This is a genomic window from Clostridium saccharobutylicum DSM 13864, from assembly GCF_000473995.1.
Classification (GTDB): Bacteria; Bacillota; Clostridia; order Clostridiales; family Clostridiaceae; genus Clostridium; species Clostridium saccharobutylicum.
Genome location: NC_022571.1, coordinates 2383567 through 2408353 on the forward strand (window position 1 = coordinate 2383567; position 24787 = coordinate 2408353).

The window sequence follows — 24787 nt, forward strand, 5'->3', positions numbered from 1 at the left end:
ATTTCTTAAAGAGTTACATTATTATTTAAAAAAGCAAATTGAAATTTTTAAAATTGAAGTATAGAAAAATTATTATGAGTAATAATAATATCGTTGAATAACATTTTAATTTAAGGAGGAAACAATTATGAAACCAGAAAAAATGAGCTCACCAAATCAAGGAATTAAGTGCGTTGTTAACACTTGTCATTACTATATGTCAGGGGATCACTGTGCTGCACAACAAATAGAAGTACAACCTAGAAATGCAAGTGATACTCAAGAAACAGATTGTGCTACATTTATGCCTGAAGCTTAGCATAAATATCCGCTAATTATTAAAAAAACAAGGTGAAGAGAATTTTTTCCACCTTGTTTCAATATACTCAATACAACTAAGATTTATTCACTTTTAAAATTTAATAGTAATGCTGAATTTATAATAACTGCAACAGAGCCTAAATTATGAACCAAGGCACCAACTATTGGAGTTAAAATTCCAGTCATTGCAAGTATTATAGCTACAAAGTTTAATATCATAGAAAGAGATAAGTTCCATTTAATTGTATTCATGGCTTTTTGCGAAAGACTAAGCAAATGTGGAATGGATTTTATATCATCACTAACAAGAGCAATATCTGCTGCATCAACAGCAATATCACTTCCGATACCACCCATTGCAATACCTACATATGCTTTCTTTAGAGCTGGGGCGTCATTAATTCCATCTCCGATCATACAGACCATTTCATTTTTGTTTTGATACTCTTCAATTGCAGACATTTTATCTTCTGGTAAACATTCATAGTGAACATTAGTAATACCAACACTTTTTGCAATATGGGAAGCAGCTTGAGGATTATCTCCTGTTAATAAGATGCTTTCTACATTAATTGAATGAAGCTTATTAATCATTGATTTAGAATCATTACGTAATGTATCAGATAAAACTATAAATCCAGATGCTAAAGAGTTAATAGCTACATAAATAACAGTAGAGCCTTCTTTTATAAAAGTTGAAGCCTTGCCCAATATTTCTTTAGATATTTCTATACAATTTTCAGTTAATAGTTCAGAATTTCCTGCAAGAATTGTATCACCTTTAACTACAGATTTAACACCACGGCCTGCTATAAGTTCAAATTTTTGAGGATCTTCAAGAGTATAGTTTGATTTAGCTTTAAAATGTGAAACAACAGACTTACCTAATGGATGTTCAGAACGAAGTTCTGCAGAAGCTGTTATCTCTAGTAGTTTTTCAGAACTTATATCTTTATTAAAACTTTCAATTGCAACTACATCAGGCTTTCCATATGTTAAAGTACCAGTTTTATCGAAGGCAATTCTATTTACTTTTGCTAATCTTTCTAGGGCATCACCTTCACGAACCAGGATACCATGTTTTGTGGCATTACCAATACCTGCCATAATAGCAGTAGGGGTTGCAAGTACCAATGAACAAGGACAAAATACAACAAGTATTGTAACTGCACGAATAATTTCACCCGTAACAAACCAAGTGCCAGCTGCAGATACAAGAGCAACAACAACTATCCAAGTAGCCCAGTTGTCTGCCATACCAACAATCTTAGCTTTGCTTGCATCAGCAGATTCAACAAGTTTAATCATTCTCTTAAGAGAACTATCTTCATCAATTTTTGTGGCTTTCATATCAAATGCACCAAATTGGTTAACAGTTCCACTAAATACTTCATTGCCTACACCCTTATCAACTGGTAGAGATTCACCTGTCATTACAGATTGATTAATAGATGTTTGGCCAGAAATAATAAAACCATCAACGGCAATAGTCTCACCAGGAAGTACACGAAGTATATCAGAAATTTTAACTTTTTCAGCTGCTATTATATCTTCTATTCCATTACGAACAACTCTAGCTGTTCTTGGAGTAAGATTTATCAATTTTTCAATACCAGCACGGGCTTTTGCAACAGTACGTTCCTCTAGTAATGCACCTAATGTCATAATAAATGCAACTTCACCAGCTGCAAAAGTTTCTCCAATCAAAACAGATGCAACAAGTGCAATGGCAACTAAAACGTCTGCCTTAATATCAAATTTAGTTATAAGCCCTTCGATGGCACCTTTTACAATAGGTAATCCACATAGAACTATAGCCACCCAAGCTATATCAATTTTAAAAATCTCAATATGTAAAAAACTAATAAGTAATGAGAAGAGAGATAGTACTAAAAATAGTACTGTACGCTTATCCTCATCTTCAAAAAATTCTTTTATTTTATTCATCTTACCACCTATCCCATCCTTGAAAAAAGTTCAACTGCTTTAGCAAAGTCAGCTATTGTTTTGTCAGCATCACCATGTTCTATACCATCACGCACACAGTGTTGTAAATGTCCTTCTAAAACTACCTGACCAACTTTATGTAGTGCACTTTTGGCAGCATTAATTTGTATTAAAATATCTTCACAAGGAACATCTTTATTTATCATTTCCGAAATAGCCCTAAGCTGACCTTCAATCTTTTTTATTCTAGTTTGTATTTTTGGAACATCCATACATTGACGCATATTAGCATCCTCCTTGTTATTTTTATATATACCCATAGGGGGTATGGGTATATATTACATACTGAAATTATTTTTGTCAAGAATACCAAATAAAATTCGACTCATCATTGATTACAATGCATAAACTTAATCTGATAGTACAAATACTAAGGTAGAAAACAATAAAATATATATAACCAAGTTAATATCTATACTTAAACGTATGCAAATCAAAATCATATATATTTTTCTGATTGTATATAATCTTCAGTCGGGGAAATTATATAAATGTTTCTACTTATTGAATGTATATAGATGAATCAAAACAACTCTGTAAGAAAAATAAATTATATTGTCATTTAATGAAGAATAGTATATAATCATGTTGGTAAACAATTGATAATAAATATCAATAATAAATGAGATGGAGTATCATTTTGTTCTGGTTGAAATTTATTAAGTATCTTAAGTTATGCCTAAAATTTATAAAATGAATTAAAAGCCGTTTTATAACACACTTGGGAAGAGACTTTAAAGAATAAATAGAGAGGGTGATAAAAACAATTTGAGAAAGTACATAATACATAGATTAATCCATTTAATGCCTGTTTTATTTGGAATAACATTTTTAACATTTGCGCTTACATATCTTTCTCCGGGTGATCCAGCAGAATTAATGCTTAGTGCCACTGGAATTACTCCATCGCCCGAACTTATACAGCACGTTAGGGCAGAGTTAGGATTAAATAAACCATTTTTAATTCAATATTTAAATTGGCTTACAAGTGTGTTTGGAGGGGACTTTGGTGTTTCTTATAAATATAGCAAGCCAGTATTGGATTTATTATTAGGAGCTTTGCCTGCTACTTTTAAGCTTGCAGGAATGACAATATTAATGACGATGATTATAGCACTTCCGCTTGGAATATTGTCAGCAATACATAGGAATAAGTTATCAGATAACATAATAAGAGTGATATCATTCCTTGGAATATCGCTCCCGGCACCTTGGATTGCAATAATACTAATGTACATATTTGCACTCAAACTTAAACTGCTTCCAGTAATGGGAAATACGAACTGGACAAGTATTATATTGCCTTCAAGTTCAATGACAATTTTATTATCATCTAGATATATAAGGCAGGTAAGGACATATATACTTGAAGAAATATCTCAAGATTATGTAATTGGTGCAAGAGCTAGAGGAATTAAATATAGAGCAGTATTATTAAAACATGTTCTAAGGAGTACTTTAGTACCAATTATTACTCAATTGGGATTATCTTTTGGAGTGTTACTTGGAGGGGCAGTTATTATAGAAACTATCTTCTCATGGCCAGGAGTAGGAAAATTAGCTATAGAGGCTATATTTACCAGAGATTATCCTCTAATACAAGGTTATGTTGTATGGATGACTATTATTTATATGTTGATTAATATGTTAGTAGACATTTCATATTATATTTTAGATCCACGCATGCGTTTAGAAAAGGGGGCTTAACTTGGAAGGCACAATCTTAGTTCTAAGAAAAAATAAATCATTTACGTTTATCTGTATGTTAGCACTTGTTTTAGTAACAATAGGTATACTTGCACCATATATAGCCCCACATGATCCACTTAAGACAGACATGATAAATTCACTAAAGGGACCAAATTCTATGTTTCCATTAGGCACAGATCAATTAGGTAGGGATTTGTTTTCAAGAATTTTGCATGGTGCATTGAATTCTTTAAAAATGACATTTAGTCTAGTTATACTAGTATTTATAATTGGAACAGCATTAGGTACATTAGCGGGGTATTTTGGTGGCATGATTGATACAATAGTAATGCGATTTTGTGACATTTTCCTCGCATTTCCTGGAATTATTTTTGCTATTGCAGTTGCAGGAGTTCTTGGACCTAGTTCAATAAATACTGTTATAGTCTTAGCAGTAGTAAATTGGCCTAAGTATGCACGCTTGAGTCGTGGATTAGCCATGTCTATAAGAAAAAAAGATTACATTAAAGCTGCTAAAATGGGAGGAGCTAATGAGTATCAGATAATTATGAGGTATGTATTGCCTAATATTATACCATCCCTTATTGTAACAGTTGCTATGGATATAGGAACCATGTTACTCGAAATCTCATCTCTTTCGTTTTTAGGTCTTGGCGCTCAGCCGCCTACTCCAGAATGGGGATATATGATTAATGAAGGTAGAGCCTATATACAAACTGCACCCTGGCTTATGATATATCCAGGTATTGCAATGTTTATAACTGTAACTATATTCAATTTACTTGGAGAAAACATTAGGGATATATTAGATCCCAATAAGGAGTATGAAAGAAAATAATAAGTCTATGATGTGAAATAGACTAGAATAATGATTTATTATTTTGTAAATATGCTTAAACAATATTAAGGAGAGATTTAACAAATGAAAAAGAAATTAGCAATTTTTAGTTTAATAATTATGTTGTTTACAAGTCTTGTTGCTTGTACAAATACCAATTCTCAGAACAATGCTGCTAACAATGAATCTAAAAACATTGTGGTAGGATTAAATCTATATCAAACAAACTTAGACCCAGCTCTTGAATGGAATGGATGGTATGTTTCCATGTATGGTATAGGTGAAACTTTAGTTAAGTTTAATAAAAATATGGAGGTAGAACCTATGCTTTCAGATACGTGGGAAAAAGTAGATGATTTAACTTGGAAGTTCCATATTAGGGACGGGGTTAAATTCCAAAATGGTACTCCTCTTACAGCAAGTGCTGTAAAGTCATCAATGGAAAGAGCACTTAAAGCAAACCCTAGAACACAGGAAATGCTAAATGTTGATTCTATAAAAGCAGATGGTCAAGAGCTTACTATAACTACAAAAGCACCTCATACAACACTTTTAGGAAATCTTGCTGATCCTATTAATTCAATAATAGATACGAGCTCGGGAGAAGATACTGTCGCTAAAGCTCCAGTAGGTACAGGTCCATTCAAAATTAAATCATATACTGATGGTTCTGAAGTAGTAGTAAAAAGATATGACGATTATTGGGGTGGAAAAGCACTTATAAATCAAGCGACTTTCAAATATATTAAAGATGATAATACACGTTCAATGGCATTACAATCAGGAGAAATAGATGTAGCAAACAATGTTTCAATTAACAATTTATCACTATTTGAAGATAAGTCTAAATATACAATAAGCACAACAACAAGTCTTAGAATAGTAATGTCATATTTTAATTTCAATAATGAGTTTCTAAAAGATTCGGCAATTCGTAAGGCTATTGCTTTAGGTGTGGATAGGGAATCTTATGCTAATACGTTGCTAAAAGGTACTGCTGTGCCAGCTACAGGACCTTTTCCAGGATCATTGCATTTTGGAGATAAGAACCTTACTGGGTATAAGTATAATCAAGCAGAAGCAACTAAAATATTAAGTGATGCAGGATATAAAGATACTGATGGTGATGGAATTTTAGATAAGAATGGTAAAAAATTATCATTAAATATCGCAGTATTCCCAACACGTGCAGAGATTCCTGTGATCGGAGAAGCAATGCAAGCACAGCTTAAAGAGATTGGTATAGATGCTAATTTAAAATCTTATGAAACTGTAAATCCAATTTTGAAGAGTGGAGATTTTGATCTTTGCTTATATAATGTAAATACAGCAACTACAGGAGATCCACAGTCATTTTTGGAGTCATATTTTAGAACTGGTGGAAGCACAAACTTTGGAAAATACAGTAATGCAAATGTGGATGCCTTAATCGATCAATATAAAAGCGAATATGATACTGAAAAAAGATATGAAATTGCTACAAAAGTACAACAAACTTTAATTGATGATAATGCAGGTTTATTCCTTGTTACGCCAATGAGTAATAGAGTAAGCAAAAATACAGTTAGTGGAATGGAAGTTTATCCAATTGATTTCTATATGTTGGATAACAAAGTAGATATAAAATGATAGATAAAAAAATCTTAGATATAAATAATTTGTATGTAAAATATGGGAAGCAAGATCCTGTAGTGAAAAATGTAACTATGTCAATTAACCATAAAGAGATAGTTGGGATAGTAGGTGAAAGCGGAAGCGGAAAATCAACAATTATACGCTCAATACTAGGCATACTCCCTACAGGAAGCAGTATTTATTCTGGAAACATTATTTATAAGGATAAAAATCTTCTTGAATATTCTAAGAAGGAATGGAGAGAAATACGAGGAAACAGGATAGCAATCATATTTCAAGATGCAGGGCGTTCATTAACTCCTATCTTAAAAATTGGAGACCAATTTATTGAAACTATAAGGAGTCACTTTGATATTTCAAAGCTTGATGCACATGATAAAGCTATTGATATGCTTGGAAAAATGAGGCTGCCTGATGCAGATCGTATAATGAATTCATATCCATTTGAATTGAGCGGCGGTATGAAGCAAAGAGTGGCTATAGCTATGGCAATGACCATGGAACCTGAACTTCTCTTAGCTGATGAGCCTACAAGTTCTCTTGATGTAACTATCCAGGCGCAGGTTGTAAGAGAAATGATGGAACTCAGAGATAATTTTAATACGAGTATAATAATTGTTACTCATAATATGGGTGTAGCATCTTACATGTGTGATAAAATTGGAGTAATGAAACAAGGTGAATTAGTTGAGTGGGAAATTAAGGACCAGGTTATAAATAACCCAAAGAGCGAATACACTAGAAGTCTGTTATCAGTAGTACCTGAACTAGGAGGATACAACATTGAGGGAAGAAAAAGCAACAATACTTAAAATTGAAAATCTTACAAAAAAGTTTAATCTACAAAGTGGTAAGAAATTGACTGCAGTTGATAATGTAAGTTTTGAATTATATTTAGGTGAATGTTTAGGAATTGTTGGTGAGAGTGGTTGCGGCAAAAGTACTATAGCAAAAATTCTGACCCAATTGGAAAGTGTTACCGCAGGGAATATAATTTATAAAACTAAAGATATTACGAATTTAAAGGGTGAAGAGCTTAGACAAAATCGAAGGAACCTTCAAATGATATTTCAAGATGCTGCTGAGTCCTTTAATCCTCGTATGAAAATTGATGATATTGTAAGCGAGCCTTTGCTAAACTTCAAGCTTATGAAGAAACGTGAAGCTGAAACAGAAGGTAAAAAACTACTTACAATGGTTGGGATATCCGAGGAGTTTATGAAAAGATATCCCCATCAATTGAGTGGAGGGCAAAAGCAGAGAGTTGCAATAGCAAGAGCATTATCTGTGCAGCCTGAAATTATAGTATGTGACGAAGCCACATCAGCATTAGATGTTTCTATACAGGATCAGGTAATTAAACTGCTTATGAATTTGCAGAAAGAGAAGGGGATGTCATATATTTTTATAGGCCATGATTTGGCGGTAGTTAGAAATATAAGTCATAGAATCATAGTAATGTATCTTGGACGAATAGTTGAAGTAATTGATAGTGATAAGCTTGTTACAGATGCTGCTCATCCATATACTAAAGCATTATTGAATTCAGTATTCTCTGTTAAGATGAAAAATAAAACTGAAATAGAAAGCATATCGGGAGAGCCACCAAGCCCTTCTGATATACAGCCAGGATGCGCCTTTAGTTCAAGGTGTACAAAATGCACTGATAAATGCTTAAAAGAAAAACCTGAACTGAAAGAAATAGAAGCAAATCATTTTATTGCTTGTCATTTATTCAAAGAATAGAAAAGTTATTTTGACTTTTAATAAGAGCACTACTTATGATATAGAAAAGTTGTAAGTAGTGCTTTTAATTTTAATATAGTAGAAGAAAAAATAATCGCTAATTATGGGGTGCAAAAGCAAACAAATGATATGAGAAGATAGGAGTTGACTAAATTAAAGATGTTCAAATTTGATGCAGAAAAAATATTTACTAACAAAAAATATATAATTATATTAGCAATTTTATGTACATTTTTATGGGGAAGTGCATATCCAGCAATTAAGCTTGGGTATGACGTTTTGGGGATACATTCAGATGATAGTTACTTAAAATTAATATTCGCTGGATACAGATTTTTAATAGCTGGAATAATTTTAATCACTATACAGAAGTTAATGGGAAAGAGTATAATGCCTAAATCTATAGGGGATTTTAAAGGGTTTATGTTGTTAGGATTTGTATATACTCTAATGCAATATGTCTTTCTTTATATAGGTATGGCAAATACAACAGGAGTTAAGAGCTCTATACTTGGTTCGTTAAGTTCATTTATAAATATTTTTCTTGTTCACTTTATTTATAAAGATGACAAGCTATCTGTAAAAAAGGTTACAGGTTGTATGATTGGTTTTTTATCGATAATAGTACTTAACTTTCAAGCAGGAACAATAAATGGAGCATTTAAGTTAATGGGTGATGGACTGCTAATTCTATCAGCATTAATGGGTTCTATTGGAAGTATATATAATAAAAATTTAGTAAAGAATAATGATGTTTTTGTTACAACAGGATATCAGCTTATATTTGGAAGCTTAATGCTTATTATAATAGGAAAATCCGCTGGTGGAAATCTATCTGTTTTATCTGCAGAATCTGGAATACTATTATTATATATGGCACTTTTATCATCAGTCGCATTAGTAATATGGTCTATGTTATATAAATATAATAAAGTTGGAAATATTACTATGTATAACCTCTTGACACCAATATTCGGTACGATATTATCTGCTTTTTTACTTGGAGAATCAATACTTGAAGTTAAAAGCTTGATAGCTTTAGCTTTAGCTTGTACGGGTATATGGATTGTTAACTACAAGTAAAGATTAATTTTTATAAAAGAACTTGCAGTATATAACAGATAGATTGGTTATTTAAATTTTAGAGAATAATAAAAGAAGTTAATGTTTATATATTCAATAAGGAAGGCTAGTTTATCAAGATTGTTGTAGCCTGCTAGCAGCAAAGAAATAATAGGCTGAACCTATTACGACTTACAACTCGCTGCGCTCGAACAAAGCTTTAGCTGGCGCTATCAATCTTTTTTTATCTAAAAAATTGTTAGAGATTGAATTGAGGAATTTTTTCCTTTATTTATATCTATAATCTTATTTAGATTATGGGCTGTTACTATATACGCATTTTTTGAAGGGTAATCTTTAATGGTAAACAGATATTTGAGTGCCTTAATCCACTAACCAAAAAAGAACAGGTAATTAGCATATAGCTCTAAGTATATTGGAGTTTTCTGCTAAGCTTCAACCTCTTATATACTAAGAGCTATTATGCATTAGACTAATCCTTTGTTTGGATTAATTGTGGGGAGTGAACTTAGTATTGTAGCGGTTCGCTCGTTATCACTCGTAATAATTTTGTGATTGGTTTGGTGGCTTTCAACGGACGGTTTGTGGATATGGGCGGTTGCGCTTGCCATCAAGACGGCAGGTCCATCTTCTACGAGAACGCTCCCGACTACCGGTGTTTTTTATATTAATATTAAGTTTCAAAAGAAGAAAATTTATATGATAATTTAATGTTGAATGATTAACAATAGCAATATATTGCTGCGTAGTGTGTATATTTGGTGTGCTAATTAATTAAAATGTTTTTTGAAAATTAAATAATTTGAAATTTATTATAATCTGTAGTTTTTTACTTATAGCTATTAAATTTTATATGTTTTTTAACGATTGTATATGGTAAACATTATAAATTTATAAACATACTTTAGAAGCATAGAGTAATATTAAGCGAGCAGAAGAGATAGATGATTTATGACAAACAATTATTTTTAGTAGAACCCAATTTAAAAATAAGTTTTGAAGGAAATTTATTAAAGTTTATAAGTCCTATATACCGAGATATTAATCGTTATTTTATACCAATGTTAGAATTTGTTAGATTAATAGGAGGCGAGTTTAATATCGCGAAAAGTAAAATAGATATACTATTTAAAGGGAAATCTCAAATATTTATAAACTATGAGACTGACGATTATAAATTTACTGTAGTTGATAGTGTATTATACTTATCGTTATTTGATATATGCAGAATGTTGAATGCTAAATCTAAATGGGATTATGATAGCAATTCTATTTTACTTTATTGGGATAGGAATAAACATAAGAGTTATGCAAGACGTCCTGGAAGAATCGCTTTAATTCGATTTGAAGATGTAACTGCAGGCGATGGGTATTTGGATTCTGACAATCTGGAGAAATTTAGAATAGTTGCAGATTATATGTTTTCAACTGGTGTTCCATTTCATATAGCATGGATACCAAGGTTTGTCGATCCTCCAAACGGTATTGATAATGATATATCTAAAGATTATAGTATGCCTAATTCCAACTTTCTTTTCACAATTGAGTATTTATTAAATAGAAATGGTGTAATTGGTTTGCACGGCTATACTCATCAGTATGGGAAAGAGGTAAGTGCAGATGGCATTGAGTTTAATGAAAAGCGAAATAATGATGAAAAGAGTATAAGAAAAAGGGTGGAAGCAGCTATTAATATAGCAAAGAGATTAGAACTTCCTGTTAAGTTTTTTGAGAGTCCTCATTATGCAGCTACTCAGTTTCAGCAAAGTATATTTGAACAATATTTTGACGTAATTTATGAAGGCTATGTAGGTATATGGGGAAGAAAAATAGTTAAAAGTCCTAGGAATCATAGAACATTATATATTCCAACACCTTTAGGTTATGTAGAAGGTGAAGATGGTACGAAAAAAATGCTTGATAGAATAAGTCATTTAAGTCAAGCTACATTAGCTAGTTTATTTTACCATCCAGATATTGATTTTGAATATATAATTCTTCAAAATTATACTAGTGGATACCCAATAAGCAATTATTTAGAAAATTCTCCGCTTCATCAAATTGTAAAAGCGTTATATGATAAAAGGTGTAGCTTTGCAAAGATTACGGATTTATGCTCCAATAATGGGAGAAATATATTTATTAAATTATCTAGATTGTTTAGATATTTTATATCTAGAATTAAAGTCATGAAATAATATGGATGAGTAGGAACTGTAATTGGGATTTTATATAGAAACTTTGCTTACATTGAGAATGCAAGTTGATTTGTATGGAGGAATTATTTTATTTTCTACACCTTATTAAATAAGTATTAATCAATATTTGTAATGGTGTATTATAACCTATTAGATCATTCTTTTTTATTTATGGAAGTTACTAGCTTTAATTTATAACCAATACCAATAAGGAAATTTTAAATAAGCTGTATTCATTAAATAATGCTATTTCATAAATTTATGGCTGTAGGACATGGACATGTCTTAAACTTTAATAGATAAGGGAACTTATTCTTTAGAGAAAAAGTTCTTGTTTAAGGTAACAATTAATATATTTAGCCAATACATTAAAAGTAGTAATTAATTATTTTATTGGAGAAATTAACGTGTTATCAAATAAAAATTTTATACAACAATCTTTAGAACTTCATCTTTTCTTTGCAAGAATAATGAAAGAGCATTCCTTCTTTTTAGAAGTAGGTTTTACACCAAAAGATTCAAATTATATAGAAGCAGCAGATAACTTTAGAATGGAGTTTGACAAGCTTTTAGCTGATGTAATTGCCATTTCTGATGGTATTGTGAGCAATGACATATTAGAATCTGGTGAAGCAATAACTCCATTCACAATAGCAGCTGAACAGGCATCAGCATATTTTACAGGAGTAAAAATTGCAACTAATATTACTAAAGTAGAGGCAGAATTAATGAGAGGTTCTCTAAACAGGAATAATCATGAAGATCTTGAACGAAAAGTATTTGATATTAACAACAGAGCTTTGCGATTAGTTAGAGGCTTAATAGAATATAAGACAATGTTATTATCGGATGTTTTATCATGTAAGTTATTTACAGTTAATTATCCTTTGCTTATAGATCATATTTTAAGAGAGGCAAAGCTTTATTCTACGTTAGTTAGAAGACTTCAAAATCGTGAAGATATTGATTTAGAAAGAGAAGCATATGAGCAAGAAACTTTCTGGAACAGAATTATGGCGGAACATTCGAAATTTATTCGTGGACTTCTTGATCCAACTGAAGATCAGCTAATAAATACAGCAAATAATTTTGGGCATCAGTTTGATGAGTTAACAAGAGAAGCAAGAGAATCGATGAGTAAATCTATGCCAATATTTGAAGTTACAGATGATAGTTATAAAGCAACTGTAGAAATAAAGAAGTTTAAAGCACAAGGTACACAAGGATTATTGGAGTGCAAAATAAAATCTATAATAATGCCATTATTAGGAGATCATGTTTTACGTGAAGCAAATCATTATTTACGTTTATTAAAAATATTTAGAAAAATGCCAGACATGTATTATGAACAAGATTAATCTTTAAGTATATATTTTGAGAATAATAGCACTTACTATAGTAAATATAGTAGGTGCTATTGTATTTAGAATATAGGTAATGTGTATGTTTAAATTAACAAGTTTTTTAAAGTTAAGATTAATTAAAGTATATGTTACCGTCGTAAAAATATTCTTAGCTGATCACGTCCTAACTTTCTACCATCAATATTAAGGTGACTTCCAAGTTTTCGTTTGTTACGAAATTATATAAATATCTTGCATTATTTTTCGACATAATTTATAATGATAATCGAAAGTAATTGAGAAAAGATATCAACAAAGTTGAATCAAGTTTAATTTTAATAGTAAATATCTTTTCTAGAATTATATCAAAAATAAAAATTTATAGAAGATTCCCCTTGAAATATTTAATCTATACTAAAATTTAAAATTACAAAAGAGAAGGAGTGATAATTGTTGCGTAAGTTATTTACATTATTATTAGTAGTATTTTTGATGTTACCGATGTTGACAGTTAAAGTATTAGCAGCAGATGCAAAGGCAGAGTTGTCTAAAAGCAATGAGTTTATTGAAAAATCATTAGAAGCTGTAAAAGTAGATGATTTTTCTAAAGGGAAGGATTTTTATGAGGAATATAATCAAGCTTGGATTGAACTTGAAGATGGAGTAAAGGAACAATCGAAACAAGCTTATGGAGATATTGAAGGGAAAATGGGAATGGTTAAATTTTTATTTTCTCAAGACCCTGTTCAAAAAGATAAAGTTATAAATGCTTTAGAGGATTTAGAAAAGACTAATAAAGAATTTATAGAAGGAAGAAGTAGTAGCCAGGAAACAAAAACAAAAGGGGAAAACACAACGATAAAGGATTTAGTAGAGCTTTTGGAAAAAGCAAAGAGTCAGATTGAAAGTGGAAATGATGATGAAGCAGTTAAAACTATGGACACTTTCAGTTCATCCTGGCTTGATGTAGAAGGTGTAGTTTTAACAAAATGAAAAACTGTATATGATGATGCTGAAAGAGATATGGTTAGTGCAAAAGCTTATCTTACAGTAGATCCAATTCAAAAAGACAAGGCAGTAAAGGTTATTGATAGAATGCATGGATACTTATCTTTATTAGATGGGAATACATCATACGGTATAGTAGATGTAATTACAATAATACTTCGTGAAGGTTTAGAAGCACTTTTAGTTGTAATTGCATTACTAGGTTTTCTAAAGAAATCAGACCAAGAAGATAAGAAATCTTGGATATATGGTGGAGTAATAATTGGAAGCATAGTAAGTATTGTACTAGCTGTTTTAGTTAAGCTCCTATTTACATCAGGAACTTTTGGAAATAATAATTTCTTAATATCAGGTTGGACAGGTGTCTTTGCAGCTGTAATGCTTATTTATGTAAGTTACTGGTTACATAGTAAATCAAGTGTAGATTCACGTAACCATGGTATACAAGATAAAAGTTGTAAATCATTAGCTAATGGCAGCTTGTTTTCCTTAGGATTTTTAGCATTTCTAGCAGTCTTTAGGGAGGGAACCGAAGTAGTACTTTTCTATATTGGGATGGCATCTTCAATTAAGTTAACAGATTTATTTTTAGGAATAGCATTAGGCTTTGCAATACTTATAATTATAGCAGTGTTGATGCTAAAGATTGGATTACGTATTCCAATGAAACCATTTTTCCTTGTATCTAGTTTATTAGTATTTTATTTAGGATTGAAATTTACAGGTATGGGAATTAACGGTCTTCAATTATCTGGAGTATTACCAGCAACATCAAGTGATTTATTGCCAACAATATCTGCACTCGCAGTATATCCAACTTGGCAAGGTGTGATACCTCAAGCAGTATTGGTTGTTATAGCAATACTTGTAATATTACATAATAAATTAAAAAGAAATTAAAACAAAGGAAAAATATGAAAAAAAACTATAGGAGGATTTATTTATGAAATCAGTAAGAAACTTATTATTAGCAGCAGTATTAGGAACAGCAATTACAGTAACAGGTTGTGGAGTACAAAAAACTGAGCAAACTAAATCAACAGATAATACAGCACAAACAGCATCTCAGGAAACAAAGGCATTTACTATGAACGATGCAAGTAACAATATGAGAAATATTCTTAAGGATATGAAAACTCAAGTGTTGAATAACGAAGAAGATAAAGTTAGTGAAGGTGGCACAAAGTTAGAAGATTCTTGGAAGGGATTTGAAGATAAATTTGAGGATGATTTAAAGGACAAATATTTAGATTTATATGTTAAGATTGAAGATCCACTAGAAGTTATTGAAGCAGCATCTAAAGTAAAACCTCTAGATGCAAAAGTTTTAAATGAATCAATAGACAAACTAGATGCAGAATTAGTGAAGTTACAAAAGAGCGATGCAACTACAACTGGTCTTGATAATATGAGAAATGCATTAAAAGAAATGAATTCAGAGTTAAATAACAAAGAAGAGGATAAAGCTATTAAGACATCTGAAAAATTAGAAGAAAATTGGAAATCAATTGAAGATGGAATAAAAGATGGCTATAAGGACCTTTATGAAAAAGTTGAATCACCATTAGGAGCTATTAATGCAGGAGTAAAAGTAAATCCACTTGATACGAAATCATTAACTGCTTCAATTGATGAGTTAGATAAAACAATAGAGCAATTACAAAAATCTATTGCTTTCTCAACAGCTCCTCAAGATATGAAGACAGCTTTAGCTAAAATTAAGAAATTTACATCACCTGTTAATGAAGAAAAAGTTACAAAATATGCTGCAAGGCTAGAAAAGTACTGGAGTACTAGTGAAGATACTGTAAAACAAAAAGATGCTGAACTTTATGAAAAAATTGAAGTACCTATGGGAGCAATACAATCAGCTGCAAAGGCAAATCCAGTAGATACAAATACAATAACATCAGCAATAGAAGAATTAGATAAATTATTAACTGAAATGCAAAACTTAAAATAAGTTTCAATCAGGTTGCTGATATAAATTATTAGCAACCTGATTTTTATTATGTGCTTTAGTATTAAAGGAAAACCAAATTCATTTTGAATCTATAGATGAGCCACTAGATTTTGCTAGAAAAGTTGCTGAAGCACTTAAAGTATTAAGAAAATGTTAGAATAAAAAAACAATAAAGTGGTAATTTTAAATATTACTATCCGCATTGGGTAAGACCAATGCGGCTTTTATATGTTTTAAAAAAACTATTTTGATATAATTCCCTTGACATTATTACTAATTAGTAATAATATTATACCCATGGATAAGAATAAAATTACTTACGGAGAATTAAATGATTTAAATTTAAAATCAATAATAGCATTAAGTCGATGCATACAAAGCGTTAACAAAAGAGAACTTAAAATTATCAAAGAAGGAGGATTAACTTTTTCACAATTTGGAGTACTTGAAGTACTGTATCATAAGGGAGACTTAAGAGTTAGTGAAATATTAGAAAAGACTCTTTCAACTGGTGGTAATATGACTGTTGTTATAGACAACTTAGCTAAGGATGATTTAATTGAGAGACGTCCAGATCCTAAGGATAGACGTGCAAGTTTGATAAGCATCTCTGAAAAGGGAAGAAAGCTTATGAGCGAACTTTTCCCTAAGCATGTAGATAATTTAAGTGAAATATTCAGCGTATTAAGTGCTGAGGAGAAGAAAAATTTAATAAATATGTTAAAGAAATTATCAGGTGTATAGACTTACACCTTAATTTTTAAACAAATAGTACTAATTAGTAATTAACTAGTTAGTAATAATTAATTGATTTTATTTAGAGAATATGGATTTAGATAAGAAAGGAAGAGTTTAAGTGGATTATTTAAGTAATTTAGAGAACGATATGAAAGAAATATGCGATGACTGTTGCCAGAAGGGTTCAGATAATTGTAATTATAGAAAGTGCAATATTGGATTTTCAAAATATGTAGTAGAGAATATAAAAAATAAAGCTATAAAATCTATAGAGGATGGGGAAAATTTAATTCCAAAGGATGATTTAAAATACTATGAGGATAAAATAATAGCCAGAGGTATAGCCAACATATGTAAATTATGTAAAGAGTGCAATACAAATCATAGTGAAAATTGCGTTATAGCCTTAACCAGAAGATCTCTAGAATATACTCAGTTAAAAGATAAAATAGATTATCCTGGAAATATATTAATGTACTTAATGAATGTCTCAAAACAAAATATAGAACTTGCACAGTCTATAAAAAATGAATATGCTCACCTTTAAAGAGTGTGCAGCAGCACAATTAGGATGCTTTTACCGATAAAAATATGAAAAACACAACAGGAGTAATAGCTATTAAAAAATGTGGCAATAATAAGCAAGATTTCAAAGTATATATAAAATTTTAAAGAATAGTTAATAAAGGTGATTATATTATAAAATGCCTTTTACATAAATAAAAATTAACGAGGAGAGAAGCAAAAGATGATTAAAGCAATATTATCAAAATTATTTAGAATTAAGGAAGAAGTTAAAATGGAGGACAATAAAATTGTTTGTGGATGTTTTAAAATAACAGAACAAGATTTAAAAAATGCTATTAAGAACGGAGGTAATTCATTTGAAGAGGTACAAGCTGTTACCAAAGTTGGTACAGGCTGTGGCAAATGTGTAAATGGTAACAAAGATTTAGTTAATAAATTATTATTAGATAAGAAAATTAATGAAAATCAAATAGTATGCGGATGTTTTAAAGTTACAGTTCAAGACATAAATAATGCAATTAAAAATGGTGCAAAATCATTCGAGGAAGTACAAGCAATTACAAAGGTAGGTACTGGTTGTGGGCATTGTATAGAAAGCAATAAGGAATTAGTTAAACAATTATTAGTAAGATAATACTTCAAAAGCAAAAGTTATCCAGATTATTAGATTAAATAAAAAATGGACATAATATGATTAAATGATGAGAGACAAAAGGGAGTGAGAAAATGATTTCTTCAGTATCTTTATGTCATGGAGGACCCACACTTATAGTGGAAAAAAACGAATATACTGATTTTCTTAAAGACTTAGGCAAAAAACTAGCCCCTAAAGCTATAGTCATATTTACAGCCCATTGGGAAAGCGAAATTACAACAATTTCGGCAATTGATGATACTTATGATATGATGTATGATTTTTATGGATTTCCAAAAGAATTATATTCTGTAAAATATCCTGCTAAGTGTTCTGTAGAAGTAGCTTCAAAGTTACAATCCATGTTAAGGAGCAATGGTATTGAAAGTAAGCTGGATGAAAACAGAGGCTTGGATCACGGTGCATGGGATGTACTTTATTTAATGTATCCAAAGGCAAATTTACCCATTGTTCAAGTATCAGTAAATCCTGAAATAGCAATGGAAAAACAATATGAGATAGGAAGAGCTATTAGGGATTTAGGAAAAGAAGATATCTTAGTAATAGGAAGCGGTTCAACTGTGCATAATCTTTCTACAGTTGACTGGAATTCAGATAAAGCTGAAGAATGGGCAGTAGAGTTTGACAATTGGCTCATAGAAAGTATGGAAAATAATGATACAGAGACGCTCTTTAGATACAAACAGCTAGCACCAAATGCAAAACGTGCTGTACCACGGCAGGAACATATAGTTCCTATGTTTATAGCTATGGGAAGCGGAAATAAAGATAAGGCAAAGCTTTTACACCAAGGCTATGCATATGGGACTTTGAGCTATATATGCTTTGAGTTTTAATATTGAAAAATTTGATTGTTTGTGGAAATTGTGTAGAAAGCAATAAAGAATTAGTAAAACAATTACTAGCAAGATAATAGTTTAAAGAACATGCATAGTAACAATATAAATGGTGAAACTAAAGAATATTAATAGAAATAATCTTAGCATAATAAAAAACAGTAAAATATAATATTTTTAGCTGGAATTTATTCATCGTACCTAAGAATAAGAAGCTGTATAGTATTTTATAAGCTAAAGAATAGGGGCTGTTGCAAAACTAACAGAGTTTAGTTTTGTAGCAGCTCATTTTTTAGATATAAAAAAATGTGAATTCCGAAGAACTCACATTGATTTTATAATTAAATTATGCAACTAACTAAATCATACATTAAAGTTATCTAATAAGTTCATAAATCAATATTTATTATCTTCTACGTATCTTAGAAATGCCAATTAAACTAAATATAATCACAAATAAAAGACATGAAATAATAAATGAAATTGCACTGTACTCTAAATTACTGTCTGGATTGTTTGCACACATTCCAATTGAAAATAATGCATAAGGGAAGAAAAGTCCAAGACCTTTTGCACGAAATGCAATTTCTATAATTCCGCCAAGTAATGAAATACCTATTGGAACAGCGAAACTTTTTATTATAAGTGAAAGAGCAAGCTGAACAGAAGCAATAGCACAACCACCGAAAAAACCATATAAAAGCCACAAAAACATTTTTAGTGGAAGAGGACTTGTTATTCCTACCACTTTTCCTGAAACATAGAATAGTATTCCTACAAAAATTTGTGTTAATAGAAGCATTTTTATAATTGTAATAAACTTTGAAAAGTATATGCTGCTAAAACTAATTGGTGCAGTCAAAATGGTATTCCAATTGCTATTCATATGTTCTAATCTACAAATGTAAGAACAGTAGACGCCTATTAGTGCTGGGAAGCATAAGTAACAAAAAAACAAATTATGTTGTGTCCAAAGGCTATACCAGCCATTACTTAATACATCTGTATTATTTACATAATTGAATGTTCCTAGAATGGCAGAAAGACATGGAATAATGAAAAATGCTATCCATATAGGACATTTATGAAGTTTTATGTGTTCAGCTTTTAATACATTAAAAAACATTTTTTAAATCTCCTTTCTTACAAAAAGTTGTTTCCCAAAAGTATATAGTAATATAAAAATTATAAGCAATGCTATAACTTCGCCATAAGGAATATTAGTCCAATATAAATCAATGATTCTAGTATCTTTATCCCAATTCATTCTTACAGGTGCTAACTCACAGTAGTACCCCCAAGGCACAAATTTAGCTATACTTCCAATGAGCATTGAAAATGCACCTAAAAGCGTTCCTGTAATTGCTACAACAAATGAAATTATTTGATTTGAAAATATTAGTGAAATAATTAGTTGTAGCAATAATAAAGTTAAGTTTACTATAAATGTAATTAATATATAATAGAAAAAGTAATCTATTGAAAATTCTTCAGTAAATCCTTTTAAATTTCCGGACAAAATCATAAATCCAACTTGGAAGATATTTATAATTCCGATATATACTGCACCACATAAAAATTTTCCTACAAATAACTGACTAGCTGGCATAACAGCATTTAATAATTTGAAGGTATTTCCTTTATGTTCAATATCACTTAGACGTGAACTTATAACCGCAACTGTTATTGGCATAAAAAAGCAATTTATTTCTGAAAATAATAATATTAAATACATCCATCCCTGTTCTAATTCATATGATTTCATTTTATTTATTGAATATGAAGCTATAATAAATTGAACCATAACAATAACTAATACAGTTAATCCTATTTTACGATGTCGGATTTTATAAAATTCCATAGAAAGCGCTTTTATCATAAACTCATATCCTTTCCTGTCAATTTTAAGAATATATCTTCCAAACTTTTTTGACGTTCTTCTATACGAAGAAGTATAATTTCATTTTCATAAAATAATTTAGTACATTTTACTATAAAAGAATCGGAAATTTCAGGTAGTAATATATATTCACTATCAGTTTCACAAGAGATATTTTGGCTTTTTAGCAAATTGCAAGCCTTCACATTATCAATTGTCTTGATTGCAATTTTATGTTGACTTTTTTGATGAAGTGTTTCAAGACTATCCTGAAATATGAGCTGGCCATGATTAATGATTCCAACAGTATTAGCCATTTGATCAATCTCACTTAATAAATGGCTTGATACTACAACTGTCATATCATATTTTTCGGGAAGTGAGCATATTAATTCTCTCATTTCTTGTATTCCTGCAGGATCAAGGCCGTTGGTAGGTTCATCTAAAATAAGAAGTTTGGGAAAATTAATAAGTGCGGCTGCAAGTCCTAATCTTTGTTTCATACCAAGTGAGTATTGATTTACTTTTTTATCTTGTTCTTTTTTTAACCTAACAATTTCTAATACTTTATTTATATTTTTTTCAGGTACATTACGAAGAGTTTGAATTATTTTTAAATTTTCTTTTCCTGTTAAATGCCCATAATAACTAGGTGATTCAATAAGGCTTCCTACATTTTTTAATATTTCTAATCTATTTTTATCATTAACATGTTTATCGAATACATCTATATTTCCATCTGTTTGTTTAACTAAACCTAAAATCATTTTTAATGTAGTAGATTTTCCAGCACCATTAGGTCCTAAAAAGCCATAAATGCTGTTTGTTGGTATTTTTAAATTTAAATCTTTAACTCTATAAATATTTCCATATTTTTTGCTTAAATTATTAGTTGTAATTATATTTTCCAAGTTTATAACTCCTTTCAATTCGTCACATTATTAAAATAATAAATAGAAATTTTTCTCTTGCGTCTAAATTAAATATAAAATATCAACATTACATCTTAATGAACGTTACCTTACATTTACCTTACGAATATAAAAGTACATAGATATGTGCTTACATAACAAGTAAGGTGATTCTGAGAGTATACTATAAATCAGTTTAGATTTAATCCATGATTTGATTAGTTATGTAAATAATGGTAGAATTATAAAGAATTAAGCATGATTATAGGTCATTTTAAAAGTGATAAAATAGATAAGAAGATATGGATAAATATGGGCATAAGACTATTAATAATAGTCTTATATTGAAATTATAGGTGGACAACTTCTCATATAATTTCTTGTTATATGTAAACATATATTGATAATTATAAAATGTGGAATTAAATACATATAGAAAGGCATATAAAATGGAAAATATTAAAGATTGTAAAATATTGATTATTGATGATGAACAATCTCTTTTAGAGATGGTTAAAAATATTATGGTTAAGGAAGGGTTTCATGAGGTATTTACTGCTTGTAATTGCCATATGGCCATAGATAAATTTAGAGAAATAAAGCCTCATGTTGTTATTTTAGATGTAATGCTGCCTGATGGAGATGGTTTTTCTCTTATGCAGCAGCTTAGAGGAATATCTATGGTTCCAGTACTTTTTTTATCTGCTAGAGATGAAGATGAAAATAGGCTTTTAGGACTTGGTCTTGGAGCCGATGATTATATGACAAAGCCTTTTCTTCCTAGAGAATTAATTTTAAGACTTAGCATTATACTTAGAAGAACTTATTTTCCACCAGTTTTAGAACCAAAAGGGAAACCAACATTTAATTTGGGAAGCGTATTTGTAGATATGAATAGCGGTATTGTAAAAAAGCAAGAGAAAGAGTTAACGTTAACTGCTAAGGAATATGCATTGCTGGACAAACTTTATTCTAACAAAGGAAATATTGTTACTATTGATGCTTTGTGTAGAGCTGCATGGAATGATAATTTGTTTGGATATGAAAATACACTAATGGTACATATTAGAAGGCTTAGGGGAAAAATAGAACAGGATCCTTCCCATCCAAAGCATCTTTTAACTGTAAGAGGTCTTGGATATAAACTTGTATTGGAGGGATAGAGTTGAAAGGTTTTATCAAAATAATTATGCGCTATGTTCTTTCAGCTGGAGGAATTGCTATAATAATTTTATTAATTAATTTTATTTTGTTAATATCTTGGATTGCATATTCAAGTAAAGATTCAAATGAAAAATATAGTATATCTGAAATTAGTGATAAATTAAAAAGGGATGGAAATAACTTTATTTTATCAGATGATGTATCTTCATTAATAAAAGACAAATTTGAATGGGCTATGCTTTTAAGTGATGATGGAAAAGTTATTTGGAGTGAGAATCTGCCAGAAGATGTTCCTTTAAGTTATAAGGTTTCAGATATTGCATCATTTAGCAGATGGTATTTAAATGATTATCCAATAAAAGTATGGAAACATCCAGATGGCTTATTTGTTCTTGGTGATAAGAAAAATAGTACTTGGAAATTTGTGATTGAAATTCCTCAAAAGGTTATGGAAAACTCACCAAAGTGGTTAGCTGCTGTACTCATAATAAATTTTATAACTGCTATATTTTTAGCATTTTTGTTTGGAATTCGTTTTTTTCTTTATTTACGAAAGGTTGTAAATGGAATAGAAAACATGTCAGAGAAAAAGCCAGTTTCTCTTAGTATAAAAGGAACTTTTAAAGATTTGGCAAACAATATAAATATTACTTCAAAGGAACTTATAAGACAGCAAAAACTAATTGAAAAAAGAGATACGGCAAGAAACAATTGGATAACAGCAGTATCACATGATATACGTACACCACTTTCTATGATTATGGGGTATTCTAGTGATTTGGAAGATAATTCTAAATTTTCAGAAGAAGACAGAAAACAATTTAGTGTTATAAGATTTCAAAGTGAAAAAATTAAGCAGTTAGTTAATGATTTAAATTTGGCAGTGAAGCTTGAATATGAAATGCAGCCTTTAAATATGAAGAATTTCTATATTGCAGAAGTTTTGAGGAAAGTAGTCGTAGAATATTTAAATAATTTGTGTAATGACAAATATACTATTAACTTATCAATTTCTGATGAAGCACAAGGTTTCAAATTAAATGGTGACATAAGACTATTTGAACGTGCTCTAAACAATATTATAGGAAATAGTATTAAACATAATAATGAAGGTTGTGACATCTTCATTGATATGACCAGAAAATTTAATGGCTGCCAAATTGAAATTAAAGATAATGGAAGTGGTTTTGATAATAATGTTTTAGAAAAGTTGAATTTCTCAACTGAAATGCCTAATGGTGTTTCGCATGGCCTTGGACTTTTTATTGTAAAACAAATTATTACAGTACATGGTGGAACAATTCAATTTAGAAATTGGGAAAATGGAAGTGACATAGTTATATATATATAATCACACGTGTTAATTAACTGATTTTTTACTTTAATCTTGATATTATTTAGGTTGGCACTTTAATATTACTATAGAATAGCCTTAGTTTTTATATATTTTTATTTTTGGATTAATTAACACTTATGATATATAATTAGTTCTTCAGCAGGCTAAAATAAATACACTTTTATAAGATATAAGGTAATTAGATGAAGTGGATAAAATGAATAAAAGAAAAGTTTTATATTTTTTCCTTTTTCCCCATTAAAGAATTTCAAGGGTATAAGAGCCACTATTAAACCTGTTATTTCTATGAGAAAATATAGCCAATAGTTAGTGCTACTTACAGTTTGGATAATTTCACTTATGGGCATGTTCATAATTAATGATTCTATGATTCCATATATCGGTAAAATCAAAATTTCAATCAGACTTACAAGTGTATAATATTTTGCCTGTTTTTTAAAGTTATCATGATACTTATAGAAAATATAAATAACAAGAACTCCGAAAAAATCTCCATCTATCTGAAATAATAGCGCTAATGCTCCTAAAATTAATATTATAATGAATTTTCCTTTAAACTTACATGAGTCGTAACTCAATATAGCTATAAGTCCTAAAACTAAATCAAAGATAGTATCAAGTGCTATCCAGCTAGGACCAAATACTAATCTAAATGTCATAATGAATGGGATTTCTGATAGTACTGCTATTCCAAGCAGCCTTAATAAATACTTCTTTTTATTTCGTGTTTTTATATAACCTTCTGCAATCATAAAACAAAATATAGGAAATGCTATCTTTCCTATAAAATGAAATATCTCAATGTTTGGAAGTAGTATCCATGATACATGATCTAATACCATTGATATAATTGCTAGGATTTTTAATTGACTTGAATTCATACTTAAT

The 24787-nt window shown here is 30.0% G+C and carries 24 protein-coding genes and 1 pseudogene; 19 read left to right on the forward strand and 6 right to left on the reverse strand.

Annotated elements, in window-relative coordinates; all coding sequences use genetic code 11:
- Positions 1–127: 127 nt before the first annotated feature.
- The gene (locus CLSA_RS22485) at positions 128–298 is read left to right on the forward strand and encodes a DUF1540 domain-containing protein (protein ID WP_022746244.1); all 171 of its coding nucleotides are present in this window, start codon (positions 128–130) and stop codon (positions 296–298) included.
- A gap of 83 nt (positions 299–381) precedes the next feature.
- On the opposite strand, the gene CLSA_RS10205 is transcribed toward CLSA_RS22485, so the two are convergent.
- On the reverse strand, positions 382–2247 hold the full coding sequence (locus tag CLSA_RS10205) for a heavy metal translocating P-type ATPase (RefSeq protein ID WP_022746245.1): 1866 nt from the start codon (positions 2245–2247) through the stop codon (positions 382–384).
- Positions 2248–2255: 8 nt separating this feature from the next.
- Entirely contained in the window at positions 2256–2531 is a 276-nt protein-coding gene (locus tag CLSA_RS10210; protein ID WP_022746246.1) for a metal-sensing transcriptional repressor, read from the reverse strand.
- A gap of 544 nt (positions 2532–3075) precedes the next feature.
- Between CLSA_RS10210 and nikB the strand changes: the two genes are divergently transcribed.
- The 16 genes and pseudogenes from nikB (at position 3076) to CLSA_RS10280 (ending at position 18588) form a co-directional block, all read left to right on the forward strand.
- The gene (gene nikB / locus CLSA_RS10215; protein ID WP_022746247.1) at positions 3076–4014 is read left to right on the forward strand and encodes a nickel ABC transporter permease; all 939 of its coding nucleotides are present in this window, start codon (positions 3076–3078) and stop codon (positions 4012–4014) included.
- Between the two features lies 1 nt (position 4015).
- The gene (gene nikC / locus CLSA_RS10220) at positions 4016–4855 is read left to right on the forward strand and encodes a nickel transporter permease (RefSeq protein ID WP_022746248.1); all 840 of its coding nucleotides are present in this window, start codon (positions 4016–4018) and stop codon (positions 4853–4855) included.
- Between the two features lie 84 nt (positions 4856–4939).
- Positions 4940–6484, forward strand: a complete 1545-nt coding sequence (locus CLSA_RS10225; protein ID WP_022746249.1) for an ABC transporter substrate-binding protein — start codon at positions 4940–4942, stop codon at positions 6482–6484.
- On the forward strand, positions 6481–7302 hold the full coding sequence (locus tag CLSA_RS10230; protein WP_022746250.1) for an ABC transporter ATP-binding protein: 822 nt from the start codon (positions 6481–6483) through the stop codon (positions 7300–7302). The genes CLSA_RS10225 and CLSA_RS10230 overlap by 4 nt, the downstream gene beginning before the upstream one ends.
- Complete coding sequence (locus CLSA_RS10235) at positions 7274–8236, forward strand: ABC transporter ATP-binding protein (RefSeq protein WP_022746251.1); 963 nt, start codon at positions 7274–7276, stop codon at positions 8234–8236. The genes CLSA_RS10230 and CLSA_RS10235 overlap by 29 nt, the downstream gene beginning before the upstream one ends.
- 144 nt (positions 8237–8380) lie before the next feature.
- Positions 8381–9319 (forward strand): DMT family transporter, encoded by a 939-nt coding sequence (locus CLSA_RS10240; RefSeq protein ID WP_241393246.1) that lies wholly within the window; start codon positions 8381–8383, stop codon positions 9317–9319.
- A 944-nt stretch (positions 9320–10263) separates the two neighbouring features.
- A complete protein-coding gene (locus CLSA_RS10245) occupies positions 10264–11517 on the forward strand; it encodes a DUF2334 domain-containing protein (protein ID WP_022746253.1) in 1254 nt (417 codons plus the stop codon).
- A gap of 407 nt (positions 11518–11924) precedes the next feature.
- A complete protein-coding gene (locus tag CLSA_RS10250) occupies positions 11925–12875 on the forward strand; it encodes a DUF2935 domain-containing protein (RefSeq protein WP_022746254.1) in 951 nt (316 codons plus the stop codon).
- A 438-nt stretch (positions 12876–13313) separates the two neighbouring features.
- Complete coding sequence (locus tag CLSA_RS23935; RefSeq protein WP_236903334.1) at positions 13314–13853, forward strand: hypothetical protein; 540 nt, start codon at positions 13314–13316, stop codon at positions 13851–13853.
- 30 nt (positions 13854–13883) lie between these two features.
- Positions 13884–14768 (forward strand): FTR1 family iron permease, encoded by an 885-nt coding sequence (locus CLSA_RS23940; protein WP_236903336.1) that lies wholly within the window; start codon positions 13884–13886, stop codon positions 14766–14768.
- Positions 14769–14811: 43 nt separating this feature from the next.
- Positions 14812–15831, forward strand: a complete 1020-nt coding sequence (locus CLSA_RS10260) for a hypothetical protein (RefSeq protein WP_022746255.1) — start codon at positions 14812–14814, stop codon at positions 15829–15831.
- Positions 15832–15907: 76 nt separating this feature from the next.
- Positions 15908–15988 (forward strand): annotated as a pseudogene (locus CLSA_RS24640) (DUF1259 domain-containing protein); the annotation flags it as partial.
- 140 nt (positions 15989–16128) lie between these two features.
- Positions 16129–16575 (forward strand): MarR family winged helix-turn-helix transcriptional regulator, encoded by a 447-nt coding sequence (locus CLSA_RS10265; protein WP_022746256.1) that lies wholly within the window; start codon positions 16129–16131, stop codon positions 16573–16575.
- A gap of 112 nt (positions 16576–16687) precedes the next feature.
- Positions 16688–17116 (forward strand): hypothetical protein, encoded by a 429-nt coding sequence (locus CLSA_RS10270; protein ID WP_022746257.1) that lies wholly within the window; start codon positions 16688–16690, stop codon positions 17114–17116.
- A gap of 201 nt (positions 17117–17317) precedes the next feature.
- The gene (locus tag CLSA_RS10275) at positions 17318–17731 is read left to right on the forward strand and encodes a (2Fe-2S)-binding protein (protein ID WP_022746258.1); all 414 of its coding nucleotides are present in this window, start codon (positions 17318–17320) and stop codon (positions 17729–17731) included.
- A 92-nt stretch (positions 17732–17823) separates the two neighbouring features.
- Positions 17824–18588, forward strand: coding sequence for a DODA-type extradiol aromatic ring-opening family dioxygenase (locus tag CLSA_RS10280; protein ID WP_022746259.1), 765 nt, complete (start codon positions 17824–17826; stop codon positions 18586–18588).
- A 406-nt stretch (positions 18589–18994) separates the two neighbouring features.
- On the opposite strand, the gene CLSA_RS10285 is transcribed toward CLSA_RS10280, so the two are convergent.
- From CLSA_RS10285 to CLSA_RS10295, 3 genes are read right to left on the reverse strand one after another with little or no spacing between them, the layout of a single operon-like run.
- Positions 18995–19714: an ABC transporter permease gene (locus CLSA_RS10285; protein WP_022746260.1), complete on the reverse strand. Its 720-nt coding sequence runs from the start codon at positions 19712–19714 to the stop codon at positions 18995–18997.
- 3 nt (positions 19715–19717) lie between these two features.
- A complete protein-coding gene (locus CLSA_RS10290) occupies positions 19718–20467 on the reverse strand; it encodes an ABC transporter permease (RefSeq protein ID WP_022746261.1) in 750 nt (249 codons plus the stop codon).
- A complete protein-coding gene (locus CLSA_RS10295; protein WP_022746262.1) occupies positions 20464–21378 on the reverse strand; it encodes an ABC transporter ATP-binding protein in 915 nt (304 codons plus the stop codon). Before CLSA_RS10295 ends, CLSA_RS10290 begins: the two co-directional genes overlap by 4 nt.
- 449 nt (positions 21379–21827) lie before the next feature.
- Here CLSA_RS10295 and CLSA_RS10300 point away from each other — a divergent pair, with 449 nt between their 5' ends.
- Entirely contained in the window at positions 21828–22541 is a 714-nt protein-coding gene (locus tag CLSA_RS10300; protein ID WP_022746263.1) for a response regulator transcription factor, read from the forward strand.
- A gap of 2 nt (positions 22542–22543) precedes the next feature.
- Positions 22544–23893: a sensor histidine kinase gene (locus CLSA_RS10305; protein ID WP_022746264.1), complete on the forward strand. Its 1350-nt coding sequence runs from the start codon at positions 22544–22546 to the stop codon at positions 23891–23893.
- A 149-nt stretch (positions 23894–24042) separates the two neighbouring features.
- Here the strand turns inward: CLSA_RS10305 and CLSA_RS10310 are convergent, their stop codons facing one another.
- The gene (locus CLSA_RS10310) at positions 24043–24780 is read right to left on the reverse strand and encodes a TraX family protein (RefSeq protein ID WP_022746265.1); all 738 of its coding nucleotides are present in this window, start codon (positions 24778–24780) and stop codon (positions 24043–24045) included.
- Positions 24781–24787 lie beyond the last annotated feature (7 nt).